Here is a 25,897-nt window from a genome sequence, read left to right on the forward strand (position 1 = left end):
TGCGCTGACCCGCCCGCCCGCTGAGCGCAGCGAAGCGAAGGGACCTCAGTTGAGTTCGGGAGTGTCCTCAGGGATGACGCCGTTGCCGTACAGATCGGCGGCGAGGTCCTGCAGCGCACGGAGCGCGACCCTCTGAGTGAACGGCCCGTATGAGATCCGCGCCACTCCGAGCGCCTCGTAGTCGGCTGCGGGAAGAGCGCCCGGCCGGCCGATAACGGACAGCTTGCCTTCGCCGAGGCCCTCGACGAGTCGTCCGACGTGCTCCTTCGTGATGGCACCCGGTACGAAGACCAGCGCAGCGCCCTCGGACAGGAAGGCACGTCCGCGCGCGATCGCGTCGTCGATGCTCTCGTCGATCGGGCGGTCGCCGCCGCGGGCGATCGCATCGGTCCGAGCGTTGAGCTGGAACCGGATCCCTTCGCGCTCGGCCGCCTCGATGATGGCGCGCACCCGGGCGACCGACTCGTCGAACGGACGGAGGCGGTCCTCGACGTTCGCGCCGACCACGCCGTAGCCGATCGCACGGCGGATCGTCTCACCGGGTTCGGAATAGCCGTCGTCCAGGTCGGCGGTAACCGGGAGGTCGACGGCGTCGGCGATCACCTTCGCTCCCTGGAGGGCAACGTCGAGCGGCATGCCGCCGTCGGGGTAGCCGTACATCGCGGCGATGGAATGCCCGGCGGTCGCGATCGCCGTCGTCTCGGGGAGGGCGGCGACAGCCTTCGCGCTGATCGCGTCCCACACGTTCACGACCCGGAGGATCTCCGGGGCTTGGTGCAGTCGCTCGAGTTCGATGGCCTTGTCTGCGAGTTCCACGTCAGTCCTTCCCGTTCACCGCCCGGATCAGCGGGGACCTGCACACTACGGCGCCCGCATGAAGGAAAGATGAGTCGCGACGGGTTTTCGGCCGGTGGTCCGCCCGCGGAGCGCAGCGATGAGCCGGGCTTGCCTTCGTCGACCTTCATTTCGCTTCGCTCAATGGGCGGCGGCCGCTCTCGCCGCCCGCTGAGCCTGTCGAAGCGCAGGCGTCTCCCTTGTCGCCGTTCATTTCGTCAGGCTCAATGGGCGGCTTCGGGGATCAGTCCTCGAGGCGGCGCTCGATCAGGACCGTGTCGCGCCACTGCCCGCGAAGGGGGCCGTACCCCATGAGCCCGATCCGCTCCCGGACACCCACGATGCGAAATCCCAGAGCGGTGTGCAGCGCAAGACTCTCCTCGTTCTCCGGGAAGACATTGGACTGCACCGTCCAGACCCCGGCTCGCCGGGCGGAGGCCAGCAGCTCGGCGAGCAGGATCCGTCCGACGCCTCCCCCACGAGCAGCGGGATCGACGTAGATGGAATGCTCGACGACGCCCGCGTAGACGGGCCGAGCCGACACCGGGGACGCGGCGGCCCATCCCGTGACGGCACCGCCCGTTTCGGCGACCAGCCTCAGGTCCGGTCTCCTGGTCGCGTCGAAGGCGTCCCAGCTCGGAGGCTCGGCCTCGAATGTCGCATGACCGGTATCGATGCCGTCGCGGTAGATCCTCTCGACCGTCGGCCAGTCCTCGCGGGAGAGGGGGCGGACAGTCGCGCTCATCGACGTCGGGCGGCTGTGCTCAGGCGGAGCCGAGGTGACGGCCCTCGGAGGTGCCGGTCTCGGGAGTCGTCTCGATCCCGAGATCGAACAGCAGGTTGAAGGCCTGGGCGACCAGTTCGGCGTCGCCTTCGCGGGCGATCTCCTTCGCCCGCTGAGTCGGACGGTGCACCAGAACGCTCACGAGGTGCCGCATCGCCCGCTCGACGGACTCGCTCGCCTCGCCGCGCGCACGCAGGCGTTCGAGTTCGGCGTCGAGGAGGTCGAAGACGTGCGAGCGATAGGCCACGACCGCGGCGGTCGCCTGCTGCTCCGCGGTCTCCGCGCGGTAGGCGGCGGCAGCGGTGTCGATCATCGCGCGCGCCGAGTCGGTCGCCGCGAACTCCTCGAGAGGAGCGTGCAGGCGGATCGTCTCGAGGTCGAGGAGATCGGTTCCCTCGACGGTCGCGACGGCGGGATCGACGTTGCGGGGGAGCCCCATGTCGATGACCATCCGGCGGTGGGCGCTCGCCGCCTGGGCGGCGGTCATCATCGCCTTGGTGAGCACCACGTTCTCGGAAGTGCTGCAGGTCAGGATCACCGTCGACTCGGCCAGCACATCGGCGAGGTCGGCGCGGACCACCGGCTTCACGCCCTCACGGGTCGCGAACTTGTGCGCTCTGCCCGAGGGGGAGAAGACGGAGACCTCGGTGACGCCGCGGTCGCGGAGCGCCGCCAGGCTCGCGCCCGCGAAGCGGCCGGTGCCGACGAGCAGTACCTTCTGGTCGGTCCAGTCGGGGACCCGGCTGGAGGCCAGTTCGAGGGCGAGGCGCACGATGGACCGGCCTGCGCCGCCGACGCCGGTCTTCGTCTGGACAGCTCGCGAGGCGGTCGATGCGCGTTGGAACAGGCGCTCGAGCTCGGCGGAGGTCGTGCCCGATGCGCGTGCCGCGTCGAGCGAGCGGCGGACCTGGCCGGCGATCTCGCCCTCGCCGATGACAACGGACTCGAGTCCGCTGGAGACCGCGAAGAGGTGCTCGGCGACGGCGGAGTCCGCGTGGATCTCGAGGGACTCGCGCAGTTCGTTCGCCGAAACGCCGGTGCGCGTGGAGATCAGTTCGATCGCGCCCTGGGCGGCGATCTCGCGAGCCGCGACGAGCGGCTCCTCGATGTCGAGGTAGGCCTCGAAGCGGTTGCAGGTCGCGACGACGACGGCGCCGGAGACGAATCCGGAGTTCTCGACGAGGTCGGGGCCGACTGCCGGACCCGACACCGAAAGCCTCTCGAGCAGATCGAAGGCGGCCGTGCGATGGCTCGCCGAGAGACAGAGAAGCACGGAGGAGATCATACGCGGCCATGGAACACTGGTTGCTGTGTCAACCCTTCCCCAGACCCACCCACTCCTCGACGGCCGGACCGCATCCTCGCCCCTCGTACGCGCCTACCGCGGTGAGCGGGGGTCGACGACACCTGTCTGGTTCATGCGCCAGGCCGGACGCTCTCTGCCCGAATACCGTTCCCTCCGCGAGGGCGTCGCAATGCTCGACAGCTGCCTCGACCCCGCGATGGCCAGCGAGATCACCCTGCAACCCGTCCGCCGCCACGGAGTCGACGCGGCCATCTTCTTCAGCGACATCGTCATCCCCTTGCGCCTCGCCGGCGTCGACGTCGAGATCGTTCCCGGCCGCGGGCCCGTCCTCGGCCGGCCGGTGCGCACCGCGGCCGATGTCGCCCGGCTGCGGGAGCTCACTCTCGAACCCGAGGCGCTCGAGCCGATCCGTCAGGGCATCGCTGCGACCGTCGCGGAACTCGGCTCCACCCCTCTGATCGGATTCGCGGGCGCTCCGTTCACCCTCGCCGCCTACCTCGTCGAGGGCGGCCCCTCGAAGGACCACCTGGGCGCGCGCGCCATGATGCATGCGGACCCCGACTCCTGGCGCGACCTCATGGAATGGGCCGCCGACATCAGCGCGGCATTCCTGCGGGCTCAGATCCTGGCGGGAGCCAGCGCCGGCCAGCTCTTCGACTCCTGGGCGGGATCGCTCTCGCCCACCGACTACGGCACGTCGGTGCAGTGGGCCTCCGCGCGGGCGCTCGCCGCGGTCGCCGACCTCGGTGCGCCGCTCGTCCACTTCGGTGTCGGCACCGGGGAGATCCTCGCGGCGATGCGCGACGCGGGAGCCGACGTGGTCGGTGTCGACTGGCGGACCACGCTCGAGGAGGCCTCGCGGCGGCTGGGCGGCGACACCCCGGTCCAGGGCAACCTCGATCCGGCGCTCCTCTCGGCGCCGTGGCCGGTTCTCGAGTCGGCGGTCCTCGCGGTGTTGAAGAGCGGTCGCGCTGCACCCTCGCACGTCTTCAACCTCGGCCACGGCGTGCCGCCCGACACCGACCCCGATGTGCTGACCCGCATCGTCGCCCTCGTCCACGAGGCCGGAGGGGACTCGGCGTGACCTCGACCGCCGTCGTCGGAGGCGGCATCGCGGGACTCGTCGCAGCGAGATCGGCGGCCATCCGCGGCGACGACGTCACGCTCGTCGAGTCTTCGGGCGGGCTGGGCGGACGGGTGTCGTCCGTCGAGGTCGGCGGCGTCCGAGTCGATGTCGGAGCCGAGAGCTACGCCTCGCGCGGCACCCAGGTCTCGCAGCTCGTCGCGGCGCTCGGTCTCGTCGAGGTCGACCCCGTGGAAGGCGGAGCCTGGTTGCAGCTGGCCGACCGGGCCGTTCCGCTTCCGGGGATGAGCGTGCTCGGGATCCCGGGGTCGCCCCTCGCCACCGACGTCCGCGCCGTGATCGGAGCCCGTGCCGCGTGGCGCGCCTGGGCGGACCGCGTCATCCCCGAACTGCACGTCGGACGCGAGACGGACCTCGACCGACTGGTGCGACGCCGGATGGGCGATTCGGTCCTCGAGAAGCTCGTCCGTCCCGTCGTCGACGGCGTCTACGGGCTCGATCCCGCCGACGCCGACGCCGAAGCGCTCATTCCGGGCATCAACGGTGCCCTCACCGCCACGGGCTCCCTGTCTTCCGCGGTGCTGTCGCTGCGCGGCGGTGCGCAGGCGGGCGCTGCGGTCAGAGGCATCCGCGGGGGCGTCCACCTGCTCGCCGACGCCCTCGTCGACGACCTCAGGGCGCGAGGAGTTCGGCTGCTGAAGCGCACAACGGTCGACGGCGTCCGCCCCGACGGTGATGACTGGCGGGTGTCGGGTCCCGCATTCGACGAGCGCTTCAGGCATGTGGTGATCGCCACCCCGGGTGACGCCGCACGCGACCTGCTCGAGGCGAGTGTCGGGCGCGAGATCGTCGAGGGTTGGCCCGACGGACGCGACTCCACGGTCGTCGTCCTGGTGATCGACGACGACCGGCTGGACGACAGTCCTCGCGGCACCGGGGTACTGGTGGCCGATCGTGTCGACGGTGCAGCGACGGCGCTGACCCACTCCAGCGCCAAGTGGCCGTGGCTGCGCGAGGCCCTTCCCCGCGGACGCCATGTACTGCGCCTCAGCTACAAGGACCGGGTCGCTATCGACGTCCGCCGGGCGGTCTCCGACGCCTCCCGGTTGTCGGGCGTGGACCTGAGGCCTCAGGACGTCGTCGGCCACGCTTCCCGTTCCTGGCGTCAGGACGTCTCGCGCGCCTACCGGGGAGTGAGTGGACGCATCGACCGACTGAGACTCGCGGTCGACGAGCTCGACGGCCTGAGCGTGGTGGGCGCATGGGTTGCCGGCACGGGGCTGGCGGCTGTGGTGCGCGACGCGCAAAGACCGCCAACCTGAGAATAACCTGAGCTTCGTGCATGTCGTTAGACGATCTAGCTAGTTTGTCTAAAGACTTATCCCGTCTCCGAGGAGGGAACCATGCACAAGCTCAGCGACAACCCGTCCAAGCAGAGCGCGAGCGCGACGCACGCACACCGATCCGACCTCATCTCCTGGCGCCCGGCCCAGCCCGGCCTGTGGTCCGGCCAGATCGGCTTCGACTTCGCGGGACTCATCGAACTTACGGATGACGAGTACGTCGTCACGGACTGGCGCGGCGACAGGGTCGGGATCTTCGACTCGCTCGCGGATGCTCAGCGCGCCCTCGAGCCCTCGCACCGTGCACAGATCCGCGATGCGGCTGATCGGTCGGCCCTGCGTCTGAACATCATCATGTCCGCCGCCTTCGTCGTGACCACCGTCACGGCCGCCTCGTTCGCGGGCGCCTGGTTCACCGCCTCCTTGTGAGCACGGCGACAGCGCCCGAGTACGGCGCGTCGGGGTACTGGTATCCCGATTCCGATCACACGGTCACCGCGGTCGACACTCTGACCGCGCTCCGCCGGTACCGTGCGGCCGAGTCCCTCATGCGCCGTCGGACGCGCGAGTCGATGCGGATGGGCGAGACCGATCTCGCGGCCATCCGCTATCTCCTGGCCGCTCAACGTCGCGGGCAGAACGTCAGCCCGAAGGACCTCGCGGCGAACCTCGACATCTCGTCGGCATCGGTGTCGGTCATGATCGACCGGCTCGAGAAGAGCGGCCACGTGTCACGTCGTCGGCACCCGACCGACGGAAGGGGCGTCGTCGTCGTCGCCACCGAGGACTCCGAGACCGAGGTCCGCGAGACCCTCGGGATCATGCACGCGCGCATGCTCGCGGTGGCCGAATCGCTCAGCCCGGCCGAGACCGCCGCAGTGGCACGCTTCCTCACCGAGATGGCCGTCGCCATCGAGGATCTCAGCTCGGAATCCTCCTAGAGTCACCGCCGCTCGGCGCCCAGTGGAGGACATTCCCGGGTTGGGCTGACGCTGGACGGCTACTGTGTGGTTCCTACATACAACTCTCACGATCGGAGCGATCATGAAGGGCAAGCTGGTCTTTGTCGCAGGTCTTGCGACGGGATACGTGCTCGGCACCAAGGCGGGTCGCCGTCGGTACGAGCAGATCAAGTCGGGTGCGCAGAAGCTCTGGACGAGCCCGCCCGTTCGGCGCGGCGTCGAGCAGGTCCAGACGTTCGTCGACGATCACAGCCCCGACGTTCCCGCGGTGCTGGCCGACGGTGCCAAGAAGGTCATCGACAAGGTGGCAGCGTCTGCCTCGACCAAGTCGAGCACCCGCAAGAGCTCCGGGTCGGGCAGCAGCAAGACCGGCTCATCCACCACGTCGACCGAATAGGCGGCGCACACGATGGCTGTACCCGAAGCGGACGACGTGCGCAAGAAGTCTCTCGTCAAGCTGATCGCCGACGTGCCCGGCCTCGTCGGTCAGCTGATCCGTGACGAGCTCGATCAGATCAAGAAGGAGCTCGTCGCCAAGCTGACGGCTCTGGGTATCGGAGTCGGCCTCTTCGCCGGCGCCGCATTCATCGGATTCTTCCTCTTCGCGGTGCTCATCGCCGCCGCGATCCTGGGACTCGCCGTGGTGTTCCCCGGCTGGCTCGCCGCGCTCATCGTCGCCGCGTTCCTGCTCGTGGTCGCCGTGATCCTCGTGCTCATCGGGCTCGCGAAGGTCAAGAAGGGCGTCCCCCCGGTGCCGGAGGACTCCATCGACAGTGTGAAGAGCGATGTGCGAGCGATCAAGGGGATGGGTAAATATGACCACTGACGACCAGGCTCTGAGCCACAAGGAACGCCAACTGGGCGAGATCCGCTCCGACATCGAGTCGACCCGCGACAAGCTGGCCGAGACGCTCGATGCGATCGAGGACAAGCTCAACCTCCCCAAGCAGGCGCAGAAGGCGGTCGGTCGAGCCCGTGACCGCGTCAAGCAGCTCCAGGAAGACAACCCCGTCGTGCTCTACGCGTCGGCGGCGATCGTCGGCCTGGGTGCTGTCGGCGGTGTGCTGCTCTGGCGCATCGCTCGCCGCTGACCCTCTCGTTTTTGCTCGCCGAGGAGGCGGGTGTTGAATGGAATCCATGACGTCCGCTGGCTTCGCCGTGTGGACGGTGTTCCGCCGCGACCCGTCCCTCCCCCTTTCCGGAACCACCGACCAGATCGAGACCCTCGTCGCCTCGTGGGCTGACCGAGGGGTCGTCACGCGCGGCTTCTACGACGTGTCGGGTCTCCGAGCCGACGCCGATGTGATGGTGTGGCTCCACGCCGAGACCGCGGAGGCGCTGCAGCAGGCGATCCGTGAACTGCGGCGGACCGGGCTCTTCGCCGGGCTCCCCGTCACCTGGAGTTCGATGGGCGTGCACCGCGACGCGGAGTTCAACCGCAGTCACGTCCCCGGATTCCTGCGGGGAGAACCCGCACGGGAGTGGCTCAGCGTTTACCCGTTCGTCCGCTCCTTCGACTGGTACGTCCTCCCCGATGAGGATCGTGGCCGCATGCTCGCCGAGCACGGACGCAAGGGCGCCGCCTACCGCTCCGTGGTCGCCAACACCGTCGCCGCGTTCGCGCTCGGCGACTACGAGTGGATCCTCCCGATGGAGTCCGACGTGCTCACCGACCTCGTCGACATGATGCGCGAACTCCGCGCAACCGACGCACGCCTGCACGTGCGCGAAGAGGTCCCCTTCTTCACAGGTCGCCGTATCTCGGTAGCCGAACTCTCAGAGGTTCTTTCATGAGCGGACTCGTTCCCGCAGCATCACCCGCATCCATCGACGGCCCCGAGCACGTCACCCGACCGACCGCGTACGACGCGATCCTGCTGGCCAGCTTCGGCGGCCCCGAGGGGCAGGACGACGTGATCCCCTTCCTCCGCAACGTCACTCGTGGCCGGGGGATCCCCGAAGAGCGTCTCGAAGAGGTCGCGCACCACTACCGTGCATTCGGTGGCGTGAGCCCCATCAACGACCAGAACCGTGAGCTCAAAGCGGCTCTCGAGGCCGAACTCGCTCGCCGCGGCATCGACCTGCCCGTCATCTGGGGCAATCGCAACTGGGATCCCTACCTGCGCGACGCCCTCGTCGAGGCCGATCAGGCGGGACACCGCACACTGCTCGCCATCGCGACGAGCGCTTACAGCTCGTACTCCAGCTGCCGCCAGTACCGCGAGGACTTCGCGCTCGCCCTCAGCGAGACGGGGCTCGAGGGCACCGTCACGATCGACAAGGTGCGTCAGTTCTTCGACCACCCCGGATTCGTCCAGCCGTTCATCGAGGGTGTGGCCGAAGGGCTCGCCGAGATCGAGCGCCGACTGCCCGGGATCGATCTCGTCACCGAGGCGCGCGTCCTGTTCTCGACGCACTCGATCCCCACCGGCGACGCGGACAAGTCCGGACCTGATTTCCGTGGATTCGGGGCGGGTGGCGCCTATGCGGCGCAGCACCTCGCCGTCTCCGAGGTGGTCATGACCGAATCCGGCCGCGGAGTGCCGTGGGAGCTCGTCTACCAGTCCCGCAGCGGCCCGCCCACCCAGCCCTGGCTCGAACCCGACGTCAACGAGCGCATCGAGCAGCTCGCCGCCGACGGGGTCCGCGCGATCGTGATCGTGCCCGTCGGTTTCGTGAGCGACCATCTCGAGGTCAAGTGGGATCTCGACACCGAGGCCGCTGAGACGGCCGAGGAGCACGGCGTGCTGGCCGTCCGCGTACCCACCCCCGGCACCCACAGCGCCTACGTCGCCGGACTGGTGGATCTGATCGAGGAACGGCGCGACGCGCGTCCGGTCGCGGAGCGCAAGTCGGTCACCTCTCTCGGCCCCTGGTACGACGTGTGCCGCCCGGGCTGCTGCGAGAACGCACGGTTGGGGTTCCGGCCCGCCGTCGCGGGAATCGCCCCGTGACGATTCGTATCGGAACCCGCGCCAGCGCGCTCGCGCTCGCGCAGACCGGACACGTCGCCGATGCGCTGACGGCTGCGTCCGGTGCCGATATCGAGATCGTGACCATCACCAGTGAGGGCGACGTCAACTCGTCCTCCCTGTCGAGGATCGGTGGGACCGGAGTATTCGCGGGAGCCCTGCGCGACGCGCTCATCGCCGGCCGCTGCGACATCATCGTGCACTCCCTCAAGGATCTGCCGACGGTGCCCTTCGAGGGTCTGGTCCTCGCTGCTGTTCCGCCGCGCGCCGACGCGCGGGACGCGCTGTGCGCGCGCGACGGCGCGACGCTCGCAACCCTCCCGGCCGCAGCGCGGGTGGGCACAGGCTCTCCCCGTCGCCGCGCCCAGCTGCTCGCGCAGCGACCGGACCTCGACGTCGTCGACATCCGGGGGAACGTCGACACCCGCCTCTCGCGCGTCCGCCAGGGCGATCTCGACGCCGTCGTGCTCTCCTATGCCGGACTCGAGCGGCTCGGGCGCCTCGACGAGGCGACCGATGTGCTCGATCTCGTCGACTGGCCGACCGCGCCCGGGCAGGGCGCCCTCGCCATCGAGGTGCGCGCGGCGGATGCGGCGCACCTCTGGGCTCCCTACCCCGAGGCGACGGTCGTCGGGGCAGCCGTTTCCGCGCTCTCCGACCCGGTCTCCTCCTACGCCGTCACCGCCGAACGCGCCGTCCTCCGTGGACTCGAGGCGGGCTGCACCGCCCCCGTCGCCGCGGCTGCCACGGTGGGCGACGGCCGGATCTCACTGAACGCCGTCGTCTTCTCGGCCGATGGCACAAAGAGCATCTCGCGCGGTGCCGACGCGGCGTACGACAGCACCGACCTGTCGACCCTCCAGGTCGCCGCCGACCGCCTCGGCCGGGAGGTTGCTCTCGCGCTCCTCGATGCCGGCGCCGCCGAACTCGCACCGATGGGGGCCGGAGCATGACGCGCGCACGGCCCCTCGCCGGGTGGAAGGTGCTGGTGCCGCGCGGAGGCCCGTGGGGTCACGGGGTCGCCGCCGATCTGCGACTCCGAGGCGCCTCGCCCGTGGTGGCTCCCATGATCAACTTCGCGAGCACCGACGATTCGCCGACTCTCGAGCGAGCACTCGCCGATCTGGGCAGCGGCGTCTTCGACTGGGTGTCGGTCACGAGCGCGACGACCGTCGACGTGCTGTCCTCGCACCGGGCCACCATCCCCGAATCGACTCGCGTCGCGGCAGTGGGCGAGACGACTGCTGCTGCATTGCTCGCCGCGGGATATCGGGTCGATTTCGTCCCCAGCCGCGACAACTCGGCGGCGGGACTGCTCGCCGAATGGGAAGAGGTCGCCGGCAGCGGTTCGACGCAGCGGATCCTCGCGCTCCGTTCCGACATCGCCAAGCCGGTCCTCACCGACGGGCTGCGCGCGATCGGTCACGACGTCGACTCCGTCATCGCCTATCGCACTGTCGGAGTGCCCGTCGATCCGTCGGTCGTCGCCAATGTGGCGGCGGGCGCGTTCCAGGCGATCCTCGTCACCTCCGGAAGTGTCGCGGGCCAGATCCACGAGCAGTTCGGCGACATCCCCGAGAGCACCCTCGTCGCCTGCATCGGGCCTCGCACCGCCTCGGATGCTCGCGCCGTCGGTCTGCGCGTCGATCTCGTCGCGTCCGACCGCAGCGTGAGCTCGCTCATCGACAGCCTCATCGAGGTGGCCGCACGCCGCGAGACGAAGGATGGGGAGGATTGGTGATGCGCGTCAGACCGCGCCGACTGCGCCAGACACCGGCGCTGCGCGCCATGACGGAGCAGACGCGCCTGCATCCGCGTGAGCTCGTCCTGCCGATCTTCGTGCGCGAGGGCATCGACAATCCGATCCCCATCGGGTCCATGCCGGGGGTGGTCCAGCACTCCCTCGATTCCGCCCGTCAGGCCGTCAACGAGGCCGCCGAGGCGGGCATCGGAGGCGTCATGCTCTTCGGCGTTCCCCTCGAGAAGGATGCTGTCGGCTCCGGGGCGACCGATCCCGAGGGCATCCTCAACGTCGCGACGCGCGTCGTCGCATCCGAGGTGGGCGATGCCCTCGTGGTTCAGACCGACCTCTGCCTCGACGAGTTCACCGACCACGGTCATTGTGGCGTTCTCGCGTCCGACGGGTCGATCGACAACGATGCGACCCTCCTCCGTTACCGCGACATGGGTGTGATCCAGGCCGAGAGCGGTTCGCAGCTCGTCGGCCTGAGCGGCATGATGGACGGCCAGGTCGCCGCCGTCCGCGACGCGCTCGACGAGGCAGGTCATGCCGGCGTCGCGACCCTCGCCTACGCGGCGAAGTACGCGTCGGCCTTCTACGGTCCGTTCCGCGAGGCCGTCGACTCCTCGCTCATCGGCGACCGGCGCAGCTACCAGCTCGAACCCGGCAATCGTCGGGAGGGCGTCCGCGAGGCCGTGCTCGACATCGAGCAGGGTGCGGACATCGTGATGGTGAAGCCGGCCGGCAGCTATCTCGACGTGCTCTCCGACGTCGCCGCCATCAGCGAGATCCCCGTATGGGCGTATCAGGTGTCCGGCGAGTACGCGATGATCGAGGCCGCGGCCGCGAACGGCTGGATCCAGCGCCGTCGCGCCATCCTCGAATCCCTCGTGGGCATCCGTCGTGCCGGTGCCGACGCGATCCTCACCTACTGGGCGGTCGAGGTCGCGAACTGGCTGCGGGAGAACCGATGAACCGCGAACTCTTCGACCGGGCTCGGCTCTCGATCCCCGGCGGCGTCAACTCCCCGGTCCGTGCCTACGGGTCGGTCGGGGGAACCCCGAGATTCCTCGTCAGCGCCAAGGGGCCTCTGGTGTTCGACGCGGACGGCCGCGACTACGTGGATCTCGTCTGCTCATGGGGACCTGCGCTCCTCGGTCACGCCCATCCGAGTGTCGTCGCAGCGGTCCAGGAGGCGGCGGCCCGGGGACTGTCGTTCGGGGCGTCGACGCCTGCCGAGACCGAACTCGCCGAGCTGATCCTCCGCCGCGTGTCCGCGGGCGGAGTCGAACCGCTCGACCGCGTCCGCCTCGTCTCGACCGGTACCGAGGCGACGATGACGGCGATCCGGCTGGCGCGCGGGTTCACCGGGCGCGACCTCGTCGTGAAGTTCGCCGGTCATTACCACGGGCACTCCGACGGTCTCCTCGCCGAGGCGGGGTCCGGCATCGCGACGCTCGCCATGCCCGGATCGGCAGGCGTTCCCGCCCCGATCGCCGCACAGACGCTCGTGCTGCCGTACAACGATCGCGCGGCGCTCGACGCCGCCTTCGACGCGCACCCCGGCCGCATCGCCGCGATCATCGTCGAGGCCGCCGCCGCCAACATGGGCGTCGTGCCCCCGGCGCCGGGCTACAACGCATTCCTGAGCGAGACAGCGCATCGTGAGGGCGCGCTCCTGATCCTCGACGAGGTCCTGACCGGCTTCCGGGTCGGGCCTGCCGGCTGGTGGGGGTTCGAGAACAGCGACGAGGTCGGATACGAACCCGACATCGTGACCTTCGGCAAGGTCGTCGGCGGAGGGATGCCGCTCGCCGCGCTCGCCGGTCGTGCCGACGTGCTCGACATGCTCGCCCCGCTCGGCCCCGTCTACCAGGCCGGAACGCTCTCGGGTAATCCCGTCGCCGTCGCCGCGGGGCTCGCAACTCTGCGTCTCGCGGATGACGCGGTGTACGCGGCGGTCGACACCGCCGCAGCCCGCGTCGCGGCTGCGGCCGACGCAGCGCTCACATCCGCGGGAGTGCCGCACACCGTTCAGCACGCGGGCAGCCTGTTCAGTGTCGTCTTCTCCCCGTCGCCCGCCTCCGACTACGACGAGGTGCGCGCACAGGAGTCGTGGCGCTACCCGCCGTTCTTCCACGCGATGCTCGACGCGGGAGTATCCCTTCCTCCGTCGGTCTTCGAGGCGTGGTTCCTGTCGGCGGCGCACGATGAAGCGGCGCTCGAACGGATCGAGGCCGCCCTTCCCGCCGCCGCCCGAGCAGCAGCAGAGGCGACACCGCCCGCATCCTGACCGGCGGCCACCGCCGCCCGCCGAGCGCAGCGATGCGAAGGCAGGACGTTCGGTCGCGCTTCGACGGGCTCAGCGGGGGGCGCGGCCTCAGGCGCGGGTGTCGATGACCACGCGTCCCGCCACCCGGCCGGCGAGGACCTCGCGGGCGATGGTGGTGGCCCGCTCGAGCGGTTCGGTGCGGGGCGCGATGCTGTCGATCACGTCGACGGGGAGGGTGGCGAGCTCGGCCCATGCCTCTCGGCGGCGTGCGAGAGGCGCCTCGACGGAGTTGATCCCCGCGAGAGTGACCCCTCTCAGAATGAACGGCAGCACTGTGCCGGGCAGGTCGGGCCCCTGCGCGAGGCCGCACGCCGCGACCACTCCGCCGTAGGAGGTCTGCGCCAGCACATTCACCAGCGTCGTGCTGCCGACGGAGTCGACCGCGCCGGCCCAGCGGGAGCTCTGCATCGGCTTGCCGTCGGCGACGTCGATCTCGGATCGCTCCAGCACACGCTCCGCTCCCAGATCGACGAGCGCGTCGGCGAGGCTCTCCCGCCCGGTCACGGCGGCGACCCGATACCCGCGAGCCGCGAGCAGCGCGATCGCGAACGACCCGACTCCGCCGCCCGCACCGGTCACGAGGATCTCGCCGTCGTCGGGGGACACACCCGCTGTCGCGATCGCCTGCACCGCGAGCGCTGCGGTGAAACCGGCCGTGCCGATCGCCGCGGCCGTCCGCGCCGTCATCCCGTCGGGGAGGGCGATCGTGTGGGCAGCGGGCACCGCCGACCTCTCGGCGAGGCCGCCGTCGAAGCGCTCGCCGAGTCCGCCGCCATTGGTGATGACGGTGTCGCCCGCCGACCAGCCGTCCGCCGAGGTCCGAACGCGTCCGACGACGTCGATACCCGGCGTGAGGGGAAGACTGCGGAGGATCCCGGGCCCACCCGTCAAAGCGATCGCGTCCTTGTAGTTCACCGAGGAGAAGAGGACGTCGACATCGATGCCGCCCTCGAGCGCTGCTGCGGCGGTCTCGACCCGTCGCAGGATCGCCTCGGGGCGGGCGTCGGGGAGCGGTCGGTCGACGACGATGGCGCGGTGGCTCATCGGACGGCGCCTGCCTGCTCGGGGTGCCGGGCTGCCATGGTCTGGGACATCGTCGCCTCCTGGGATGCAGGGCCGCTCCGTCGCTCGCCCGCTCATCACGTTACGCGGAAACATGCGGCGCAGGGCGACTCGTCTCGGTGATGTCCGATGAGGCGCCTACGATGACCTGCGGTGGCAAGGGTGGGCGTCGGTTCGAGCGGGAGCGGATTCGCGGCAGCGAACCCGTGGTTCGCGAGCGCCCAGATGACGGACGACCGCCCGCGGCGCGGCCCGCACCGAACGCCGGGGCAGGTGGCGCCCGTCGTCGAGACCCCGGTGCGCGAGAGCGTCTACCGTCCGCGAGAGCCGGTGTCGCTCCGCCTCGTCCTCGGGTCCCTCGGGCGCGGTCACGGCGATCCGACCTTCCGCTGGGATCTCGACGGTCGGCACGGCGCACCGGGTGTGTGGCGCACCCTGCTCACGCCCGAGGGCCCGGCCACCATCCATCTCGCGCAGCGGCTCGATGGCGACATCGTCTCCCGGGCGTGGGGAGCGGGCGCCGAATGGGCCACCGATCAGCTGCCGCGCACGCTCGGGTCCGAGGACGACTGGTCGGGGCTCGACGTGTCGTCGGTTCCTCTGCTGGCCGACACGCTGCGGCGACGTCCCGATCTGCGCATCTCGCGCGTCGACCTGGTCCTCGAGATGATGATCCCCGCGATCATCGAACAGCGCATCACGGGTCTTGAGGCGCGTCGGGCCTGGCGCTACCTGCTGAGCCGGTACGGCACCACCCCTCCCGGACCCGCACCGCAGGGGATGCGCGTCTTCCCCGACGCGACGACCTGGCGGCGCATCCCATCGTGGGAGTGGCACAAGGCGGGTGTCGACCCGGCACGGTCGCGCACCTGCATCAGGGCCGCCACCGTCGCGGATGGTCTCGAACGCACTCTCGCGTTCGATCCGGGCCGCGAGGTCGAGTCGCGCATGAGGACCATCGCCGGAGTGGGGGTGTGGACCGCCGCCGAGACCGCGCAGCGATCGCATGGCGACCCCGATTCGGTGAGCTACGGCGACTACCACGTGCACGACGTCGTCGGCTATGCGCTGTCGGGCGAACCCGCCGACGACGATCGCATGCTCGAACTGCTCGAGCCCTGGCGTGGCCATCGCCAGCGGATCGTGCGACTGATCTACGCGAGCGGGTTCCGCAAACCGCGCTTCGGACCGCGCATGACCGTGCAGGACCACCGGGCGCACTGAGCCGGGATCAGCCGTCGATCCCGCCTGCGGGACCTGCCGGATAGGCGAACAGCCCCTCGGGATCCCATGCGGTGCGCGTCTCGATGAGACGCGAGAAGGCATCGGCCGGCCACGCGCTGGCGAACTGCTGGGTCGAGGCGACGTGGCCGAGGAAGTTGATATTGGTCTCGTCCGCGATCCACGGCAGAATTCCCGACACGATGTAGTCCGAGCTCTGCGGGAGCACCGAGTCGAACAGCTCGGGAACGGGAACCCCGATCATCACGAGCGTGAACGGTGAGCCGGCGCCGCCGATCGCGGTGTCCTGCGACGCGCCCCGGGTCGCGCCCGCCCCGATGTGCCGGATCTCGATCGCGATGAAGGGCACGTCGCTGCCGGCCCCGGCCCGCGACAGCAGGGCGGTCACGAACGCCTGGTCGATGTCGGTCAGCTGCATTCCGCGATCCCACGCGGGACCGGCTTGGTCCCGGTCGTCGTGGATGGAGTCGATCTCGGTCGTCGACATGTCCCCGATCAGGTCGAGGAAGGCGGGTGCCGCCCGGCGCATCGGGGCCAGCAGACGCTCGCCGTCCCGCTCGTCGCCGATGAACGCGAAACGCAGGTGCAGGGCGAAGCGCCCGCGCAGATTCTCGGGCACCTCGTCGATGGGCGGGAAACGCAGCAGAGCGACCGACGACGTGACGGTGTCGGGCAGCGAATGCACCCAGTCGACCCAGGCGCGCAGCGCATCCTCGATGTGCTCCGAGTCGTAGAACAGCCCGCCGCCGTAGACCCGCTTGAGGGGGACCAGCTCGAGGTCCATGTCGACCACGAGGCCGAGGCCGCCCTTGCCTCCGCGAAGTGCCCAGAAGAGATCGGGATGCTCCGTCGCCGAGGCGCGGACGAGACGGCCGTCGGCGGTCACGACGGTGAAGCCCCGCACCCAGTCGGCGGTGAAGCCGTAGGTCCGAGCGAGGGGTCCGAGACCGCCTCCGAGCGTGTAGCCCACGGCACCGACGTGCGATGAGGAACCGGTGATGGGCGTGAGGCCGTACCGCGAGGCGCGGTCGACGACGGCTCCCCAGCGGGCTCCCGCGCCGATCGTCGCCATCCGCAGTTCGGGATCGACGCTCACTCCGCCCATCCGGCGGGTGGAGATGAGCACGCCCTCGGTGATGGGGGCGAATGCACCGTGCCCGGTGGCCTGCACGAAGACGGGGAGACGGTGACGAGCCGCGAAGGCGACGGCCGCGATGATGTCGTCCGCGCCCCGCGCGCCGACGACGACGTCGGGGTCGTGCACGATGGCGGTGTTGAAGCAGCGCGCCTCATGAGCGAGTCCGGCGTCACCGCGGGCATACACGACGCCCGAGACGCCGGCGCGCAGCTCAGCGAGCTCGTCCATTGTGACGGGCTTGCCCATAGGCAGACAATAACGTGTCAGTCCCGTTCCCTTGTACCCCGCAGCCTGGGTGTCGTCCGGCAAACAGTGGACGATCGGGGTACGTCGGGGATGCGCGACACAGTGTGCGCCGCCCGGGAGGATGGGGAGGGACCCAGCGGGTCCGCCCTAGGCTCGGCGCATGACGAGCGAGCCCCGCGCCAACGATCTCCTCGACATCGGACCCGCCGCCGTCGACCTGGTGAGGCGCTGGCTGGCGTCGCACGACGGCGCTGCGGCCGACCCGGCCGGCGAGCGACTCGCGGCGCTCCTGCGCGATCCGGCTGGCCCGGCCTTCGCGCTCGGCTTCGTCGACGGGGTCGTCCGACCTGACGACGTCGGGGTCGCGGGGCGCAATCTCAGCGCGCTCGCACGAAGCGTCCCGAGCTTCCTGCCCTGGCACCTCCGGGCCGCGGTCCGTCTCGGGGGAGCGCTCGCCCCTGCAGCGCCGTGGATCGTCGTTCCCGTCGCTCGGCGCGCACTCCGTTCCATGGTCGGGCATCTCGTGATCGACGCGAGCGGCGACCGGCTCGGGTCCCGCATCGCCGCGCTGCGCGCCGGCGGTGCCCGGCTGAACCTGAACCTGCTCGGCGAGGCGGTTCTCGGAGACGGGGAGGCTCAGCGGCGACTCGACGGCACCCGACGCCTGCTCGAACGGGACGATGTCGACTACGTGTCGATCAAGGTGTCCTCCGTCGCCGCCGGCCTCTCGATGTGGGCTTTCGACGCCGAGGTCGAGCGCGTCGTCGCGACGCTGCTTCCGCTCTACCGTCTCGCAGCCGCCTCGCCGGAGCCGAAGTTCATCAACCTCGACATGGAGGAGTACCGGGACCTCGACCTGACCCTCGCGGTCTTCATGCGAGTCCTCGATCAGCCCGAACTCGCCGGCCTCGAAGCCGGAGTCGTCCTGCAGGCCTACCTTCCGGATGCCCTTCCCGCCATGAAGCGCCTTCAGGACTGGGCCGCGTCCCGGGTCGCCGCCGGGGGAGCGAGTGTGAAGGTCCGCGTCGTCAAGGGCGCCAACCTCGCGATGGAGCATGTCGATGCGACGCTGCACGACTGGCCCCTGGCGACCTGGTCGAGCAAGCTCGAGACCGACGCCGCCTATCTGCGTCTGCTCGACTGGGCACTGACCCCCGAGCGCACGCGCTCGGTCCGCATCGGGGTGGCGGGGCACAACCTGTTCGACATCGCGTGGACCTGGCTGCTCGCCCAGCGCCGCGGTGTCACGGACCGGATCGACTTCGAGATGCTGCTCGGGATGGCCGCGGGTGGCACCGGCGCCGTCGCCCGCGATGTCGGCGGCGTCATCCTCTACACACCGGTCGTCGACCCGGCGGAGTTCGATGTCGCGATCGCCTACCTGGTGCGCCGCCTCGAGGAGAACGCCAGCGAGGCGAACTTCATGTCGGCCGTCTTCGAGCTCGGCAGCTCGCCGACGGCGTTCGAGCGGGAGCGCGGTCGATTCCTGGAATCGCTGGCGGCCGTCGGCGACAAGGTTCCCGAGACGAATCGGGTGCAGGACCGGAGATCCGAGAAGCCGCGCGCCATCCACGGGGCCGAGTACGCGGGCGCCCCCGACACCGACCCGTCGCTCGCGGCGAATCGGGCCTGGGCGGCACGGCTCCTGCGCGGTGCGCCGGACACTTCGCTCGGCGACGCCGTGCTGGCCGCCTCGCGGATCGACGACACCGGCATCCTCGACCGGGTGCTCGACACCGTCGGCAGGTCGGCGGTCGGCTGGGCCGAGCAGGGCGGAGAGGAACGCGCGCGAGTGCTCGAGCGGGCGGCCGCGGCGCTCGCCGCCCTCCGCGCCGATCTGCTCGAGATCGCGGCGGCCGAGACCGGGAAGACCCTCGCGGAGGGCGACCCCGAGGTCAGCGAGGCGATCGACTTCGCCCGGTACTACGCCACCCTCGCCCGCGGACTCGACGAGATTCCCGGGGTGACGCACACCAGCGCCCGGGTCACCGTCGTCGCCCCGCCCTGGAACTTCCCGATCTCGATCGCGGCGGGATCGGTGCTCGCCGCTCTCGCATCGGGCAGCGGCGTCGTCTTCACCCCCGCCCCCCAGGCCCGTCGCACCGGCGCGGTCCTCGCCGAGGCTCTCTGGCAGGCGGGGATCCCGCGCGAGCTGCTCGCGTTCGTCGACATCGACGAGGACGGGCTCGGACGAACCCTCATCTCGCACCCGCTGGTCGACCGCGTCCTCCTGACCGGATCGTGGGACACCGCCGCCCTGTTCCGCTCCTGGCGCCACGACCTCCCCCTGCTCGCGGAGACGAGCGGCAAGAACGCGATCATCGTGACCCCCAGCGCCGACCTCGATCTCGCCGTCGCCGACGTGGTCCGGTCCGCGTTCGGCCACGCGGGACAGAAGTGCTCGGCCGCGAGTCTCGTCATCCTCGTCGGGTCCGTCGGGCGCTCGAAGCGCTTCCTCGACCAGCTCGTCGATGCGACGGCCTCGCTGCGCGTCGGGTCGGCCCTCGACCCGCACACGACCATGGGCCCGCTCATCGAACCGGCCTCCGGCAAACTGCTGTCCGCACTGACGGAACTCGAGGCGGGCCAGCACTGGCTCGTCGAACCGCGCCGGCTCGACGCGGAGGGCCGTCTCTGGACGCCGGGAGTGCGCGACCGCGTCGCCGAGGGATCGGAGTTCCACCTCACCGAGTACTTCGGTCCGGTGCTGGGGATCATGCGGGCGCCCAGTCTCGAACGCGCGATCGAACTCCAGAACGCGGTCCCGTACGGGCTGACCGCCGGACTCCACTCGCTCGATCCGCTCGAGATCGCCGACTGGCTCGAAACGGTCGAGGCGGGCAACCTCTACGTGAACCGGGGTATCACGGGGGCGATCGTCCGTCGCCACCCGTTCGGCGGATGGAAGCGCTCGAACGTCGGCGGCGGCGCGAAGGCGGGCGGACCGAACGCTCTCCTCGATCTCGTCGATTGGCATCCCCTCCCTCTCCCACCGGGCAGGAGCATCGCGCTCGACGGCGTCGGCTCCGACGTCGCCCGGGTCATCGAGGCGGCGACCGCGGATCTCCCCTACGAGGGCTTCGAACTCGTGCGGCAGGGGGCTCGCAGCGATGAGGCGGCCTGGCGGGCCGAATACGGCGTCACCCGAGACGTGTCCGCACTCGGTGTCGAGCGCAACGTGTTCCGCTACCGCCCCGCCGCGGTGCTGCTGCGCCTGACCGAGAGCGGAAGCGTGTCCGAGCTCGTCCGTGTCCTGGTCGCGGGTGTCCGTGCGGGCGCCGACATCACGCTCTCGCTCGCCCGGCCGCTGTCACCCGGGCTCGCGGGCCTGCTCGAACTGAGGGGTGTGCGTACGCGCGTCGAGGGTGACGAGAGGTTCCTCGAGCGGGCTCGGGCACGCGAGCTCGCGGGCGGGCGCGTGCGTCTCGTCGGCGACGGGGGCGACGCCGCCGCGCTCGCCGCGGCCACGGGAGGGGATCCCGACGTCACCGTCTTCGCGGGCGAGGTCACTGTGGCCGGCCGGCTCGAGCTGCGGCCCTTCCTCCTCGAACAGGCGGTCTCGATCACTGCCCACCGGTTCGGGACGCCGTCGGCTCTGGCGGCCGAGGTCCTCTGAGCCCATTCAGTCCATGCTGCGATGGACGAGGCGAGAGAGAACGATCGCGCTGCGGGTGTGGTCGACGTTCGGCGCGACCCTGACGCGTTCGAGCGCCATCTCGAGGCTGGGGATGTCCCGGCTCCGCATGCGCACGATCGCATCGGCGCTGCCGGTGACCGTTCCCGCGTCGATGACCTCGGGGACGGCTGAGAGGATGCGCTTCAGCTCGGCGGGAGCGACGGTGCCCCGGCAGAAGAGCTCCACGTAGGCCTCCGTGCTCTTGCCTTCGATCTCGGGGTCCACCTGAATGGTGAAGGCGCGGATCACGCCGGTCGCCACCAGACGGTCGACCCGGCGTTTGACCGCGGAAGCCGACAGGCCTACCACGGCCCCGATATCGCCGTAGCCCGAACGGGCGTTGAGTCGGAGGAGATCCAGGATGCGGTGATCGATGCTGTCCACCCCGAGAGTCTACGGCGGAATCTTGCGCTGAAGCCAGCAATACGCACGATCACAGCGCCGCAGGGGGTAACGACGCGCCGAAGTTTCGTGACAATGGCTGTTGACGAAATAGAGGAGAGCTCCGCATGACCATCACCGACACCGCCGCGGCCCCGCGGACGGAGGCCCGTGTGGCCCATCACCGTACCTACCTCATGTGCAGGCCCGACCACTTCACGGTCAGCTACCGGATCAACCCCTGGATGCACCCGGACACTCCCACCGACACCGCGCTCGCGCTCCGCCAGTGGGACGAGCTCTACCGGGTCTTCGTGGGTCTCGGTCACGACGTCGAGCTCATCGAGCAGGATGCAGAGCTTCCCGACATGGTCTACGCGGCGAACGGCGGCTTCACCCTCGACGGGATCGCCTACTCCGCCCGCTTCGCGCACGCGGAACGCGCCGCGGAGGGTCCTCTCTACGCCGCCTGGTTCGGTGCGCACGGATTCTCGGTCGCCGACGCCGCTCAGATCAACGAGGGCGAAGGCGACTTCCTGCTCGCGGGCGACGTCATCCTCGCCGGATCGGGATTCCGCAGCACCGTCGACAGTCAGGACGAGCTCGCCGCCGTCACGGGCCGGGAGGTCATCGGGCTCACACTCGTCGACCCCCGCTTCTACCACCTCGACACCGCCCTCGTAGTGCTCGACCCCCTTCCCGAAGAGGGCTCGGCCCCGACCATCGCCTACCTGCCCGCCGCCTTCGATGAGGCCAGCAGGGCCGTGCTCGAGCAGCGGTTCCCCGATGCGATCCTCGTCTCCGATGATGACGCGGTCTGGCTCGGCCTCAACGCGATCAGCGACGGCCTGAACGTGGTCATCGCCGCACGTGCCACCGGTTTCGAGGCGCAGCTGCGCGAGCGCGGGTACAACCCGATCGGCGTCGATCTGTCCGAACTGCTCCGCGGCGGAGGGGGAGTCAAGTGCTGCACACTCGAACTGCGCCGCTGAGCACCGAGAAGGGCTCAGGCCCCCTCGCCCACAACTACTCGCCGCTGCCGGTCACGATCGCCAGCGGGGAGGGCGCGTGGCTGACCGACGTCGACGGGCACCGCTACCTCGACTTCCTCGCCGCGTACTCCGCGGTCAACTTCGGGCACGGTCACCCGGGACTGATCTCCGTCGCGCGGGACCAGCTCGACACTCTCACGCTCACCAGTCGCGCCTTCGACAACGATCGGCTGCGCCCATTCGCCGCCGCTCTCACCCGCCTGGCGGGCAAGGACATGATGCTTCCGATGAACACGGGCGCCGAAGCGGTCGAATCGGGCATCAAGGTCGCGCGCGCATGGGGATACCGGGTCAAGGGCGTGCCGGCGGACCAGGCGACGATCATCGTCGCCGCCGGCAACTTCCACGGCCGCACGACCACCATCGTCGGCTTCAGCGACGACCCCGAGGCGCGAGACGACTTCGGGCCGTTCGCTCCCGGATTCCGCACCGTTCCGTACGGCGATGCCGAGGCGCTCGCCGCAGCCATCGATGAGACGACGGTGGCCGTGCTGATCGAGCCCATCCAGGGCGAGGCCGGTGTCATCGTTCCCCCCGAGGGGTATCTGCGAGCGGTGCGCACTGTCTGCACCGACGCGAACGTGCTCTTCATCGCCGACGAGATCCAGTCGGGTCTCGGGCGCACCGGCGAGACATTCGCCTGCGACCTCTTCGGCGTCGTGCCGGACCTGTACCTGCTCGGCAAGGCCCTCGGGGGCGGCATCGTCCCGGTGTCCGCGGTGGTCGGCTCGAGCGACGTGCTCGGCGTCCTGCAGCCCGGCCAGCACGGATCGACCTTCGGCGGCAACCCGCTCGCCGCCGCGGTGGGCACCGCCGTCGTCGAGCTGCTCGAGACCGGCGAATACCAGGCGAGAGCCCGCGAGCTGGGATCCGTGCTGCAGGAACGCCTGCAGGCCCTCGTGGGTCACGGACTCACCGCGGTCCGCGGGGCGGGCCTCTGGGCCGGGGCCGACGTCGATCCGGCGCTCGGCAGCGGCCGTGACATCGCCCTCGCGATGCTCGACGAGGGGATCCTGGTCAAGGACACCCACGGTCAGACTCTGCGCTTCGCGCCGCCGCTGGTCATCGAGCTCGCCGACCTCGAGTGGGCCCTCGACCGCCTCGAGGCGGTCCTCGAGCGCGCCCGCGGCTGACCTGTCGAGGTGCCGGGCCCTAAATGGGGTTCGGCACCTCGAAGTGCATCTGCACCGTGTCCTGACTGGAACGCACGGCGACCCGGTCGAAGACCATGCGCATCGTGGCGACGTAGGGCGCGAGCTGGTTGCGCGAGGGGCGGGTGCCTCGGGTGAACGTGCCGACGAGGTCGACATGCGTCTCACCGTCCTGCGCCGTCACCGTGAGTACGACGTCGACGCCCGGCCAGGACTCCGCGAGACGCTCGAGCACCGCCCGCAGAGCCGCACGCTGTGCGGGCTGCCAGGCATCCGATTCGCGGTCGGGGTCCGAGAGATCGACGCCGAGCTCCTCGAGCCAGGATCGGTCGGTCTCGTCGACGAGGGTGGATCGCAGTGAGCTCGCCAGCATGCGTGCGTGGTCGCTCTCGTGGCTCGTGAGCCGGCCGGTCGAGACCACGCTCGACAGCAGAGGGAGGATCTCGCGGCTGAGCAGCGCCAGGCGGTCGGCCTCGATCTCCGCGGTCAGCGTCGCCGACTGCGTTCCGACGCTCGCGGCCGAGCGGGCGGTCTCCCGCCAGGCGGTCAGGTCACCGACGAGCGAACGGGAGAAAGCGGCCGCCGCGATCCCCCCGCCGAGCACCGGGGCGGTGATGACGATCGAGAACACGAGGGGTGGGACGTCGGTCACGAGGCTGTGCATGTGCACGAGCGGAACCCCGGCGACCACGAAGGCCATGACGACGGCGGCGACCACGAGTTCGCGGGCCGGACGGTAGCAGCCGAGAGGGAACATGAGGATCGCGACCACGAGCGCTCCCCAATCGTTCAGCACATGGGTGTCCGCGCCGAGCTTCGAGACGGCCTCCAGCCAGACGGCGAGGGCGAGGAGCGCGAGGAACGCGATCGCGCTGCCGCGCCGGAACGGGGCCCGGAACGGGCTGGCGGAGACGACGAGGACCGTCAGCGCGGCGGCGAGACTGGCGAGCGAGCCGATGACGGCCCACGGTCGGGTGATCTCGGGGACTGACATCGCGGTGAAGGTCGTCGCGATGACAACGGCGATCGCCGTGGCGAGGAACACGGTGAAGCGCGCAGTGATGCCTCCCAGCGGGTCGAGGGTCTGCGGGGTGTCGGCTGCACTCATCGGTTCTGTCCGACCGGGTCGTCGAGCTGGCGGATGGGCACGGTGAGAAGGACTGACGTTCCGCTTCCAGGGGTGCTCCAGATCGTGGAGCGCCCGCCGATGGCTTCGAGGCGCGCCTGCACCGACGCTCGCAGGCCCAGTCGAGCCGGGTCCAGCGAAGCCAGGTCGAACCCGACGCCGTCGTCGTTGACCATCACCGAGATCTCCTCCGCGCTGCTCATGAGGACGACCTCGACGTTCTTCGCCCGCGCGTGGCGGTCGACGTTGTCCAGACACTGGTCGAGTGCGCGGATCAGCTCACGCGCGTCTTCGTCGCGGAGCAGGTCCAGCGCCGCGCCGTCGCCGACGATGCTGACCTCGACGTCGGCCAGCCGTTCTGGATCGATCAGCTGCGCGAGCCGGTCGTCGATCGGCGTCTCGAGCTCATTGCCCAGCCAGTCGCCCGAGGTGAGCAGCGCGATGGTGTCGGCCAGACGGGCGATGGTCCGCGCGTTGAGCGTGCCGGGTTCCGTCGTGGCGAGCGTCGTGAGGTCGCCGAGGACCGTGTCGTGCAGGACCGCGGTGGACTGAAGTGCGATGCGCCGCCGCGCACTGGTCTCGGCTTGCGACGCATCCGCCCGTTCGAACGCCGCGGCCGCCCGGCGCCCGCTCTTCCGAGCCGATTCGAGGGCGGTGAGGACGAGGAACAGGATGGCCCAGATGATGAGCGACGGCAGGTCGACGGCCCACTGCCCGCCGGTGATGAAGGCGGCGAGACCGAAGATCGTCTGCGCGAGCAGGATCGCGACCGTGCAGGCGAGAGCGGCATGACCCGAGCGCCAGACGAGGGTGCCGAAAGTCACCGTCGCGACAGTGATCGTCGAGAAGAAGTAGGTGTCGGTCGAGATCGGCCCCGGGGCGACCACCGCGATCTGCCAGGTGGTGAGAGCGATCCCTGCTGCGCCGACGATGACGGCGCTCAGCACGACTCCGGCGCCGTAGGCCCAGCGCAGCATGCTGCCCGCGGCGGCGACGAGAGCGAACCCGGCCACCACCCACAGCGTGACGCTCCACTCGCCGGTCGCACTCGCGATCATGGCCGCACTCGTGGCACCGGCGACGAGGAGGATCATCGCGAACCAGTAGGACCCGGCGGCGATGCCTCTATTGGTCGTCGTCGCCGCCCTGGTGTTCGGCAGCATCATGGTCACGTGAGCAGGTTATGGCGCGCGAAGACCGGACGCCCCTCGGCTCGCGGAACGCGTCGACGCGCGCGGCTCCCCGTCGATGCTCAGGAAGAGCGGGGGTCGCGACGAGGAACGACGGCGAGTCGCCGGCGATGATTCTCCGCGGGCGCGTGAGTACGCCGCCAAGCGGGACTCGGGTGACCTTCGACGTTCGGCCCGAACGCCCCGCCACGAGGAGTGGATCGGGTGGCACGGCGGGCCCGATCGGTGCACCGAAAGCGCAGATGCCGGAAACAATGCCGCAATACGCCCCTGGG

The 25,897-nt window shown here is 70.2% G+C and carries 25 protein-coding genes; 17 read left to right on the forward strand and 8 right to left on the reverse strand.

Annotation, left to right across the window (positions count from 1 at the left end; translation table 11 throughout):
• Window positions 1-45: 45 nt before the first annotated feature.
• From DDQ50_RS03140 to DDQ50_RS03150, 3 genes are all read right to left on the reverse strand, one after another.
• Complete coding sequence (locus DDQ50_RS03140; RefSeq protein ID WP_116755248.1) at window positions 46-816, reverse strand: isocitrate lyase/PEP mutase family protein; 771 nt, start codon at window positions 814-816, stop codon at window positions 46-48.
• Window positions 817-1,078: 262 nt separating this feature from the next.
• A complete protein-coding gene (locus DDQ50_RS03145) occupies window positions 1,079-1,579 on the reverse strand; it encodes a GNAT family N-acetyltransferase (protein ID WP_116755249.1) in 501 nt (166 codons plus the stop codon).
• Between the two features lie 19 nt (window positions 1,580-1,598).
• Complete coding sequence (locus DDQ50_RS03150; protein WP_116756062.1) at window positions 1,599-2,891, reverse strand: glutamyl-tRNA reductase; 1,293 nt, start codon at window positions 2,889-2,891, stop codon at window positions 1,599-1,601.
• Window positions 2,892-2,928: 37 nt separating this feature from the next.
• Here DDQ50_RS03150 and hemE point away from each other — a divergent pair, with 37 nt between their 5' ends.
• The 13 genes from hemE (at window position 2,929) to hemL (ending at window position 13,319) form a co-directional block, all read left to right on the forward strand.
• Complete coding sequence (gene hemE / locus DDQ50_RS03155) at window positions 2,929-4,008, forward strand: uroporphyrinogen decarboxylase (RefSeq protein ID WP_116755250.1); 1,080 nt, start codon at window positions 2,929-2,931, stop codon at window positions 4,006-4,008.
• The gene (locus DDQ50_RS03160; RefSeq protein ID WP_116755251.1) at window positions 4,005-5,330 is read left to right on the forward strand and encodes a protoporphyrinogen/coproporphyrinogen oxidase; all 1,326 of its coding nucleotides are present in this window, start codon (window positions 4,005-4,007) and stop codon (window positions 5,328-5,330) included. Before hemE ends, DDQ50_RS03160 begins: the two co-directional genes overlap by 4 nt.
• Before the next feature lie 81 nt (window positions 5,331-5,411).
• Entirely contained in the window at window positions 5,412-5,780 is a 369-nt protein-coding gene (locus DDQ50_RS03165) for a hypothetical protein (RefSeq protein WP_116755252.1), read from the forward strand.
• Window positions 5,777-6,292, forward strand: a complete 516-nt coding sequence (locus tag DDQ50_RS03170; protein ID WP_240614215.1) for a MarR family winged helix-turn-helix transcriptional regulator — start codon at window positions 5,777-5,779, stop codon at window positions 6,290-6,292. The genes DDQ50_RS03165 and DDQ50_RS03170 overlap by 4 nt, the downstream gene beginning before the upstream one ends.
• A gap of 103 nt (window positions 6,293-6,395) precedes the next feature.
• Entirely contained in the window at window positions 6,396-6,710 is a 315-nt protein-coding gene (locus DDQ50_RS03175; protein ID WP_116755253.1) for a YtxH domain-containing protein, read from the forward strand.
• Between the two features lie 12 nt (window positions 6,711-6,722).
• Window positions 6,723-7,139, forward strand: a complete 417-nt coding sequence (locus DDQ50_RS03180) for a phage holin family protein (RefSeq protein WP_116755254.1) — start codon at window positions 6,723-6,725, stop codon at window positions 7,137-7,139.
• Window positions 7,129-7,404 carry a DUF3618 domain-containing protein gene (locus DDQ50_RS03185; protein WP_165829671.1) on the forward strand — a complete coding sequence of 92 codons (276 nt, stop codon included), beginning with the start codon at window positions 7,129-7,131 and terminating at the stop codon, window positions 7,402-7,404. The genes DDQ50_RS03180 and DDQ50_RS03185 overlap by 11 nt, the downstream gene beginning before the upstream one ends.
• A 37-nt stretch (window positions 7,405-7,441) precedes the next feature.
• Entirely contained in the window at window positions 7,442-8,107 is a 666-nt protein-coding gene (gene hemQ, locus DDQ50_RS03190) for a hydrogen peroxide-dependent heme synthase (RefSeq protein ID WP_116755256.1), read from the forward strand.
• Window positions 8,104-9,267 carry a ferrochelatase gene (locus DDQ50_RS03195; RefSeq protein WP_116755257.1) on the forward strand — a complete coding sequence of 388 codons (1,164 nt, stop codon included), beginning with the start codon at window positions 8,104-8,106 and terminating at the stop codon, window positions 9,265-9,267. The genes hemQ and DDQ50_RS03195 overlap by 4 nt, the downstream gene beginning before the upstream one ends.
• The gene (gene hemC, locus DDQ50_RS03200; RefSeq protein ID WP_116755258.1) at window positions 9,264-10,238 is read left to right on the forward strand and encodes a hydroxymethylbilane synthase; all 975 of its coding nucleotides are present in this window, start codon (window positions 9,264-9,266) and stop codon (window positions 10,236-10,238) included. The genes DDQ50_RS03195 and hemC overlap by 4 nt, the downstream gene beginning before the upstream one ends.
• On the forward strand, window positions 10,235-11,026 hold the full coding sequence (locus DDQ50_RS03205) for a uroporphyrinogen-III synthase (protein ID WP_116755259.1): 792 nt from the start codon (window positions 10,235-10,237) through the stop codon (window positions 11,024-11,026). Before hemC ends, DDQ50_RS03205 begins: the two co-directional genes overlap by 4 nt.
• Entirely contained in the window at window positions 11,026-12,000 is a 975-nt protein-coding gene (gene hemB / locus DDQ50_RS03210) for a porphobilinogen synthase (RefSeq protein WP_116755260.1), read from the forward strand. Before DDQ50_RS03205 ends, hemB begins: the two co-directional genes overlap by 1 nt.
• Window positions 11,997-13,319, forward strand: coding sequence for a glutamate-1-semialdehyde 2,1-aminomutase (gene hemL / locus DDQ50_RS03215; protein ID WP_116755261.1), 1,323 nt, complete (start codon window positions 11,997-11,999; stop codon window positions 13,317-13,319). The genes hemB and hemL overlap by 4 nt, the downstream gene beginning before the upstream one ends.
• 87 nt (window positions 13,320-13,406) lie before the next feature.
• Here the strand turns inward: hemL and DDQ50_RS03220 are convergent, their stop codons facing one another.
• On the reverse strand, window positions 13,407-14,402 hold the full coding sequence (locus DDQ50_RS03220; RefSeq protein ID WP_116755262.1) for an acrylyl-CoA reductase family protein: 996 nt from the start codon (window positions 14,400-14,402) through the stop codon (window positions 13,407-13,409).
• 171 nt (window positions 14,403-14,573) lie between these two features.
• On the opposite strand from DDQ50_RS03220, the gene DDQ50_RS03225 reads away from it, so the two are divergent.
• Entirely contained in the window at window positions 14,574-15,644 is a 1,071-nt protein-coding gene (locus DDQ50_RS03225) for a DNA-3-methyladenine glycosylase family protein (protein WP_240614216.1), read from the forward strand.
• 7 nt (window positions 15,645-15,651) lie between these two features.
• Here DDQ50_RS03225 and DDQ50_RS03230 read toward each other — a convergent pair whose 3' ends face one another.
• Window positions 15,652-17,046 (reverse strand): FAD-binding oxidoreductase, encoded by a 1,395-nt coding sequence (locus tag DDQ50_RS03230; RefSeq protein WP_116755263.1) that lies wholly within the window; start codon window positions 17,044-17,046, stop codon window positions 15,652-15,654.
• Between the two features lie 160 nt (window positions 17,047-17,206).
• Between DDQ50_RS03230 and DDQ50_RS03235 the strand changes: the two genes are divergently transcribed.
• Entirely contained in the window at window positions 17,207-20,662 is a 3,456-nt protein-coding gene (locus DDQ50_RS03235) for a proline dehydrogenase family protein (RefSeq protein WP_116755264.1), read from the forward strand.
• Between the two features lie 6 nt (window positions 20,663-20,668).
• Here DDQ50_RS03235 and DDQ50_RS03240 read toward each other — a convergent pair whose 3' ends face one another.
• A complete protein-coding gene (locus DDQ50_RS03240; protein WP_116755265.1) occupies window positions 20,669-21,106 on the reverse strand; it encodes an Lrp/AsnC family transcriptional regulator in 438 nt (145 codons plus the stop codon).
• Window positions 21,107-21,231: 125 nt separating this feature from the next.
• Here DDQ50_RS03240 and ddaH point away from each other — a divergent pair, with 125 nt between their 5' ends.
• Together ddaH and rocD are read left to right on the forward strand one after the other, a co-directional pair.
• Entirely contained in the window at window positions 21,232-22,095 is an 864-nt protein-coding gene (gene ddaH / locus DDQ50_RS03245; protein WP_116755266.1) for a dimethylargininase, read from the forward strand.
• Entirely contained in the window at window positions 22,068-23,288 is a 1,221-nt protein-coding gene (gene rocD / locus DDQ50_RS03250; protein ID WP_116755267.1) for an ornithine--oxo-acid transaminase, read from the forward strand. The genes ddaH and rocD overlap by 28 nt, the downstream gene beginning before the upstream one ends.
• 19 nt (window positions 23,289-23,307) lie before the next feature.
• Here rocD and DDQ50_RS03255 read toward each other — a convergent pair whose 3' ends face one another.
• Together DDQ50_RS03255 and DDQ50_RS03260 are read right to left on the reverse strand one after the other, a co-directional pair.
• Window positions 23,308-24,414 carry a hypothetical protein gene (locus tag DDQ50_RS03255; RefSeq protein ID WP_116755268.1) on the reverse strand — a complete coding sequence of 369 codons (1,107 nt, stop codon included), beginning with the start codon at window positions 24,412-24,414 and terminating at the stop codon, window positions 23,308-23,310.
• Window positions 24,411-25,598, reverse strand: a complete 1,188-nt coding sequence (locus DDQ50_RS03260) for a sensor histidine kinase (protein ID WP_116755269.1) — start codon at window positions 25,596-25,598, stop codon at window positions 24,411-24,413. The genes DDQ50_RS03255 and DDQ50_RS03260 overlap by 4 nt, the downstream gene beginning before the upstream one ends.
• Window positions 25,599-25,897: the final 299 nt, after the last annotated feature.

Source organism: Amnibacterium flavum (genome assembly GCF_003097495.1).
GTDB lineage: Bacteria > Actinomycetota > Actinomycetes > Actinomycetales > Microbacteriaceae > Naasia > Naasia flava.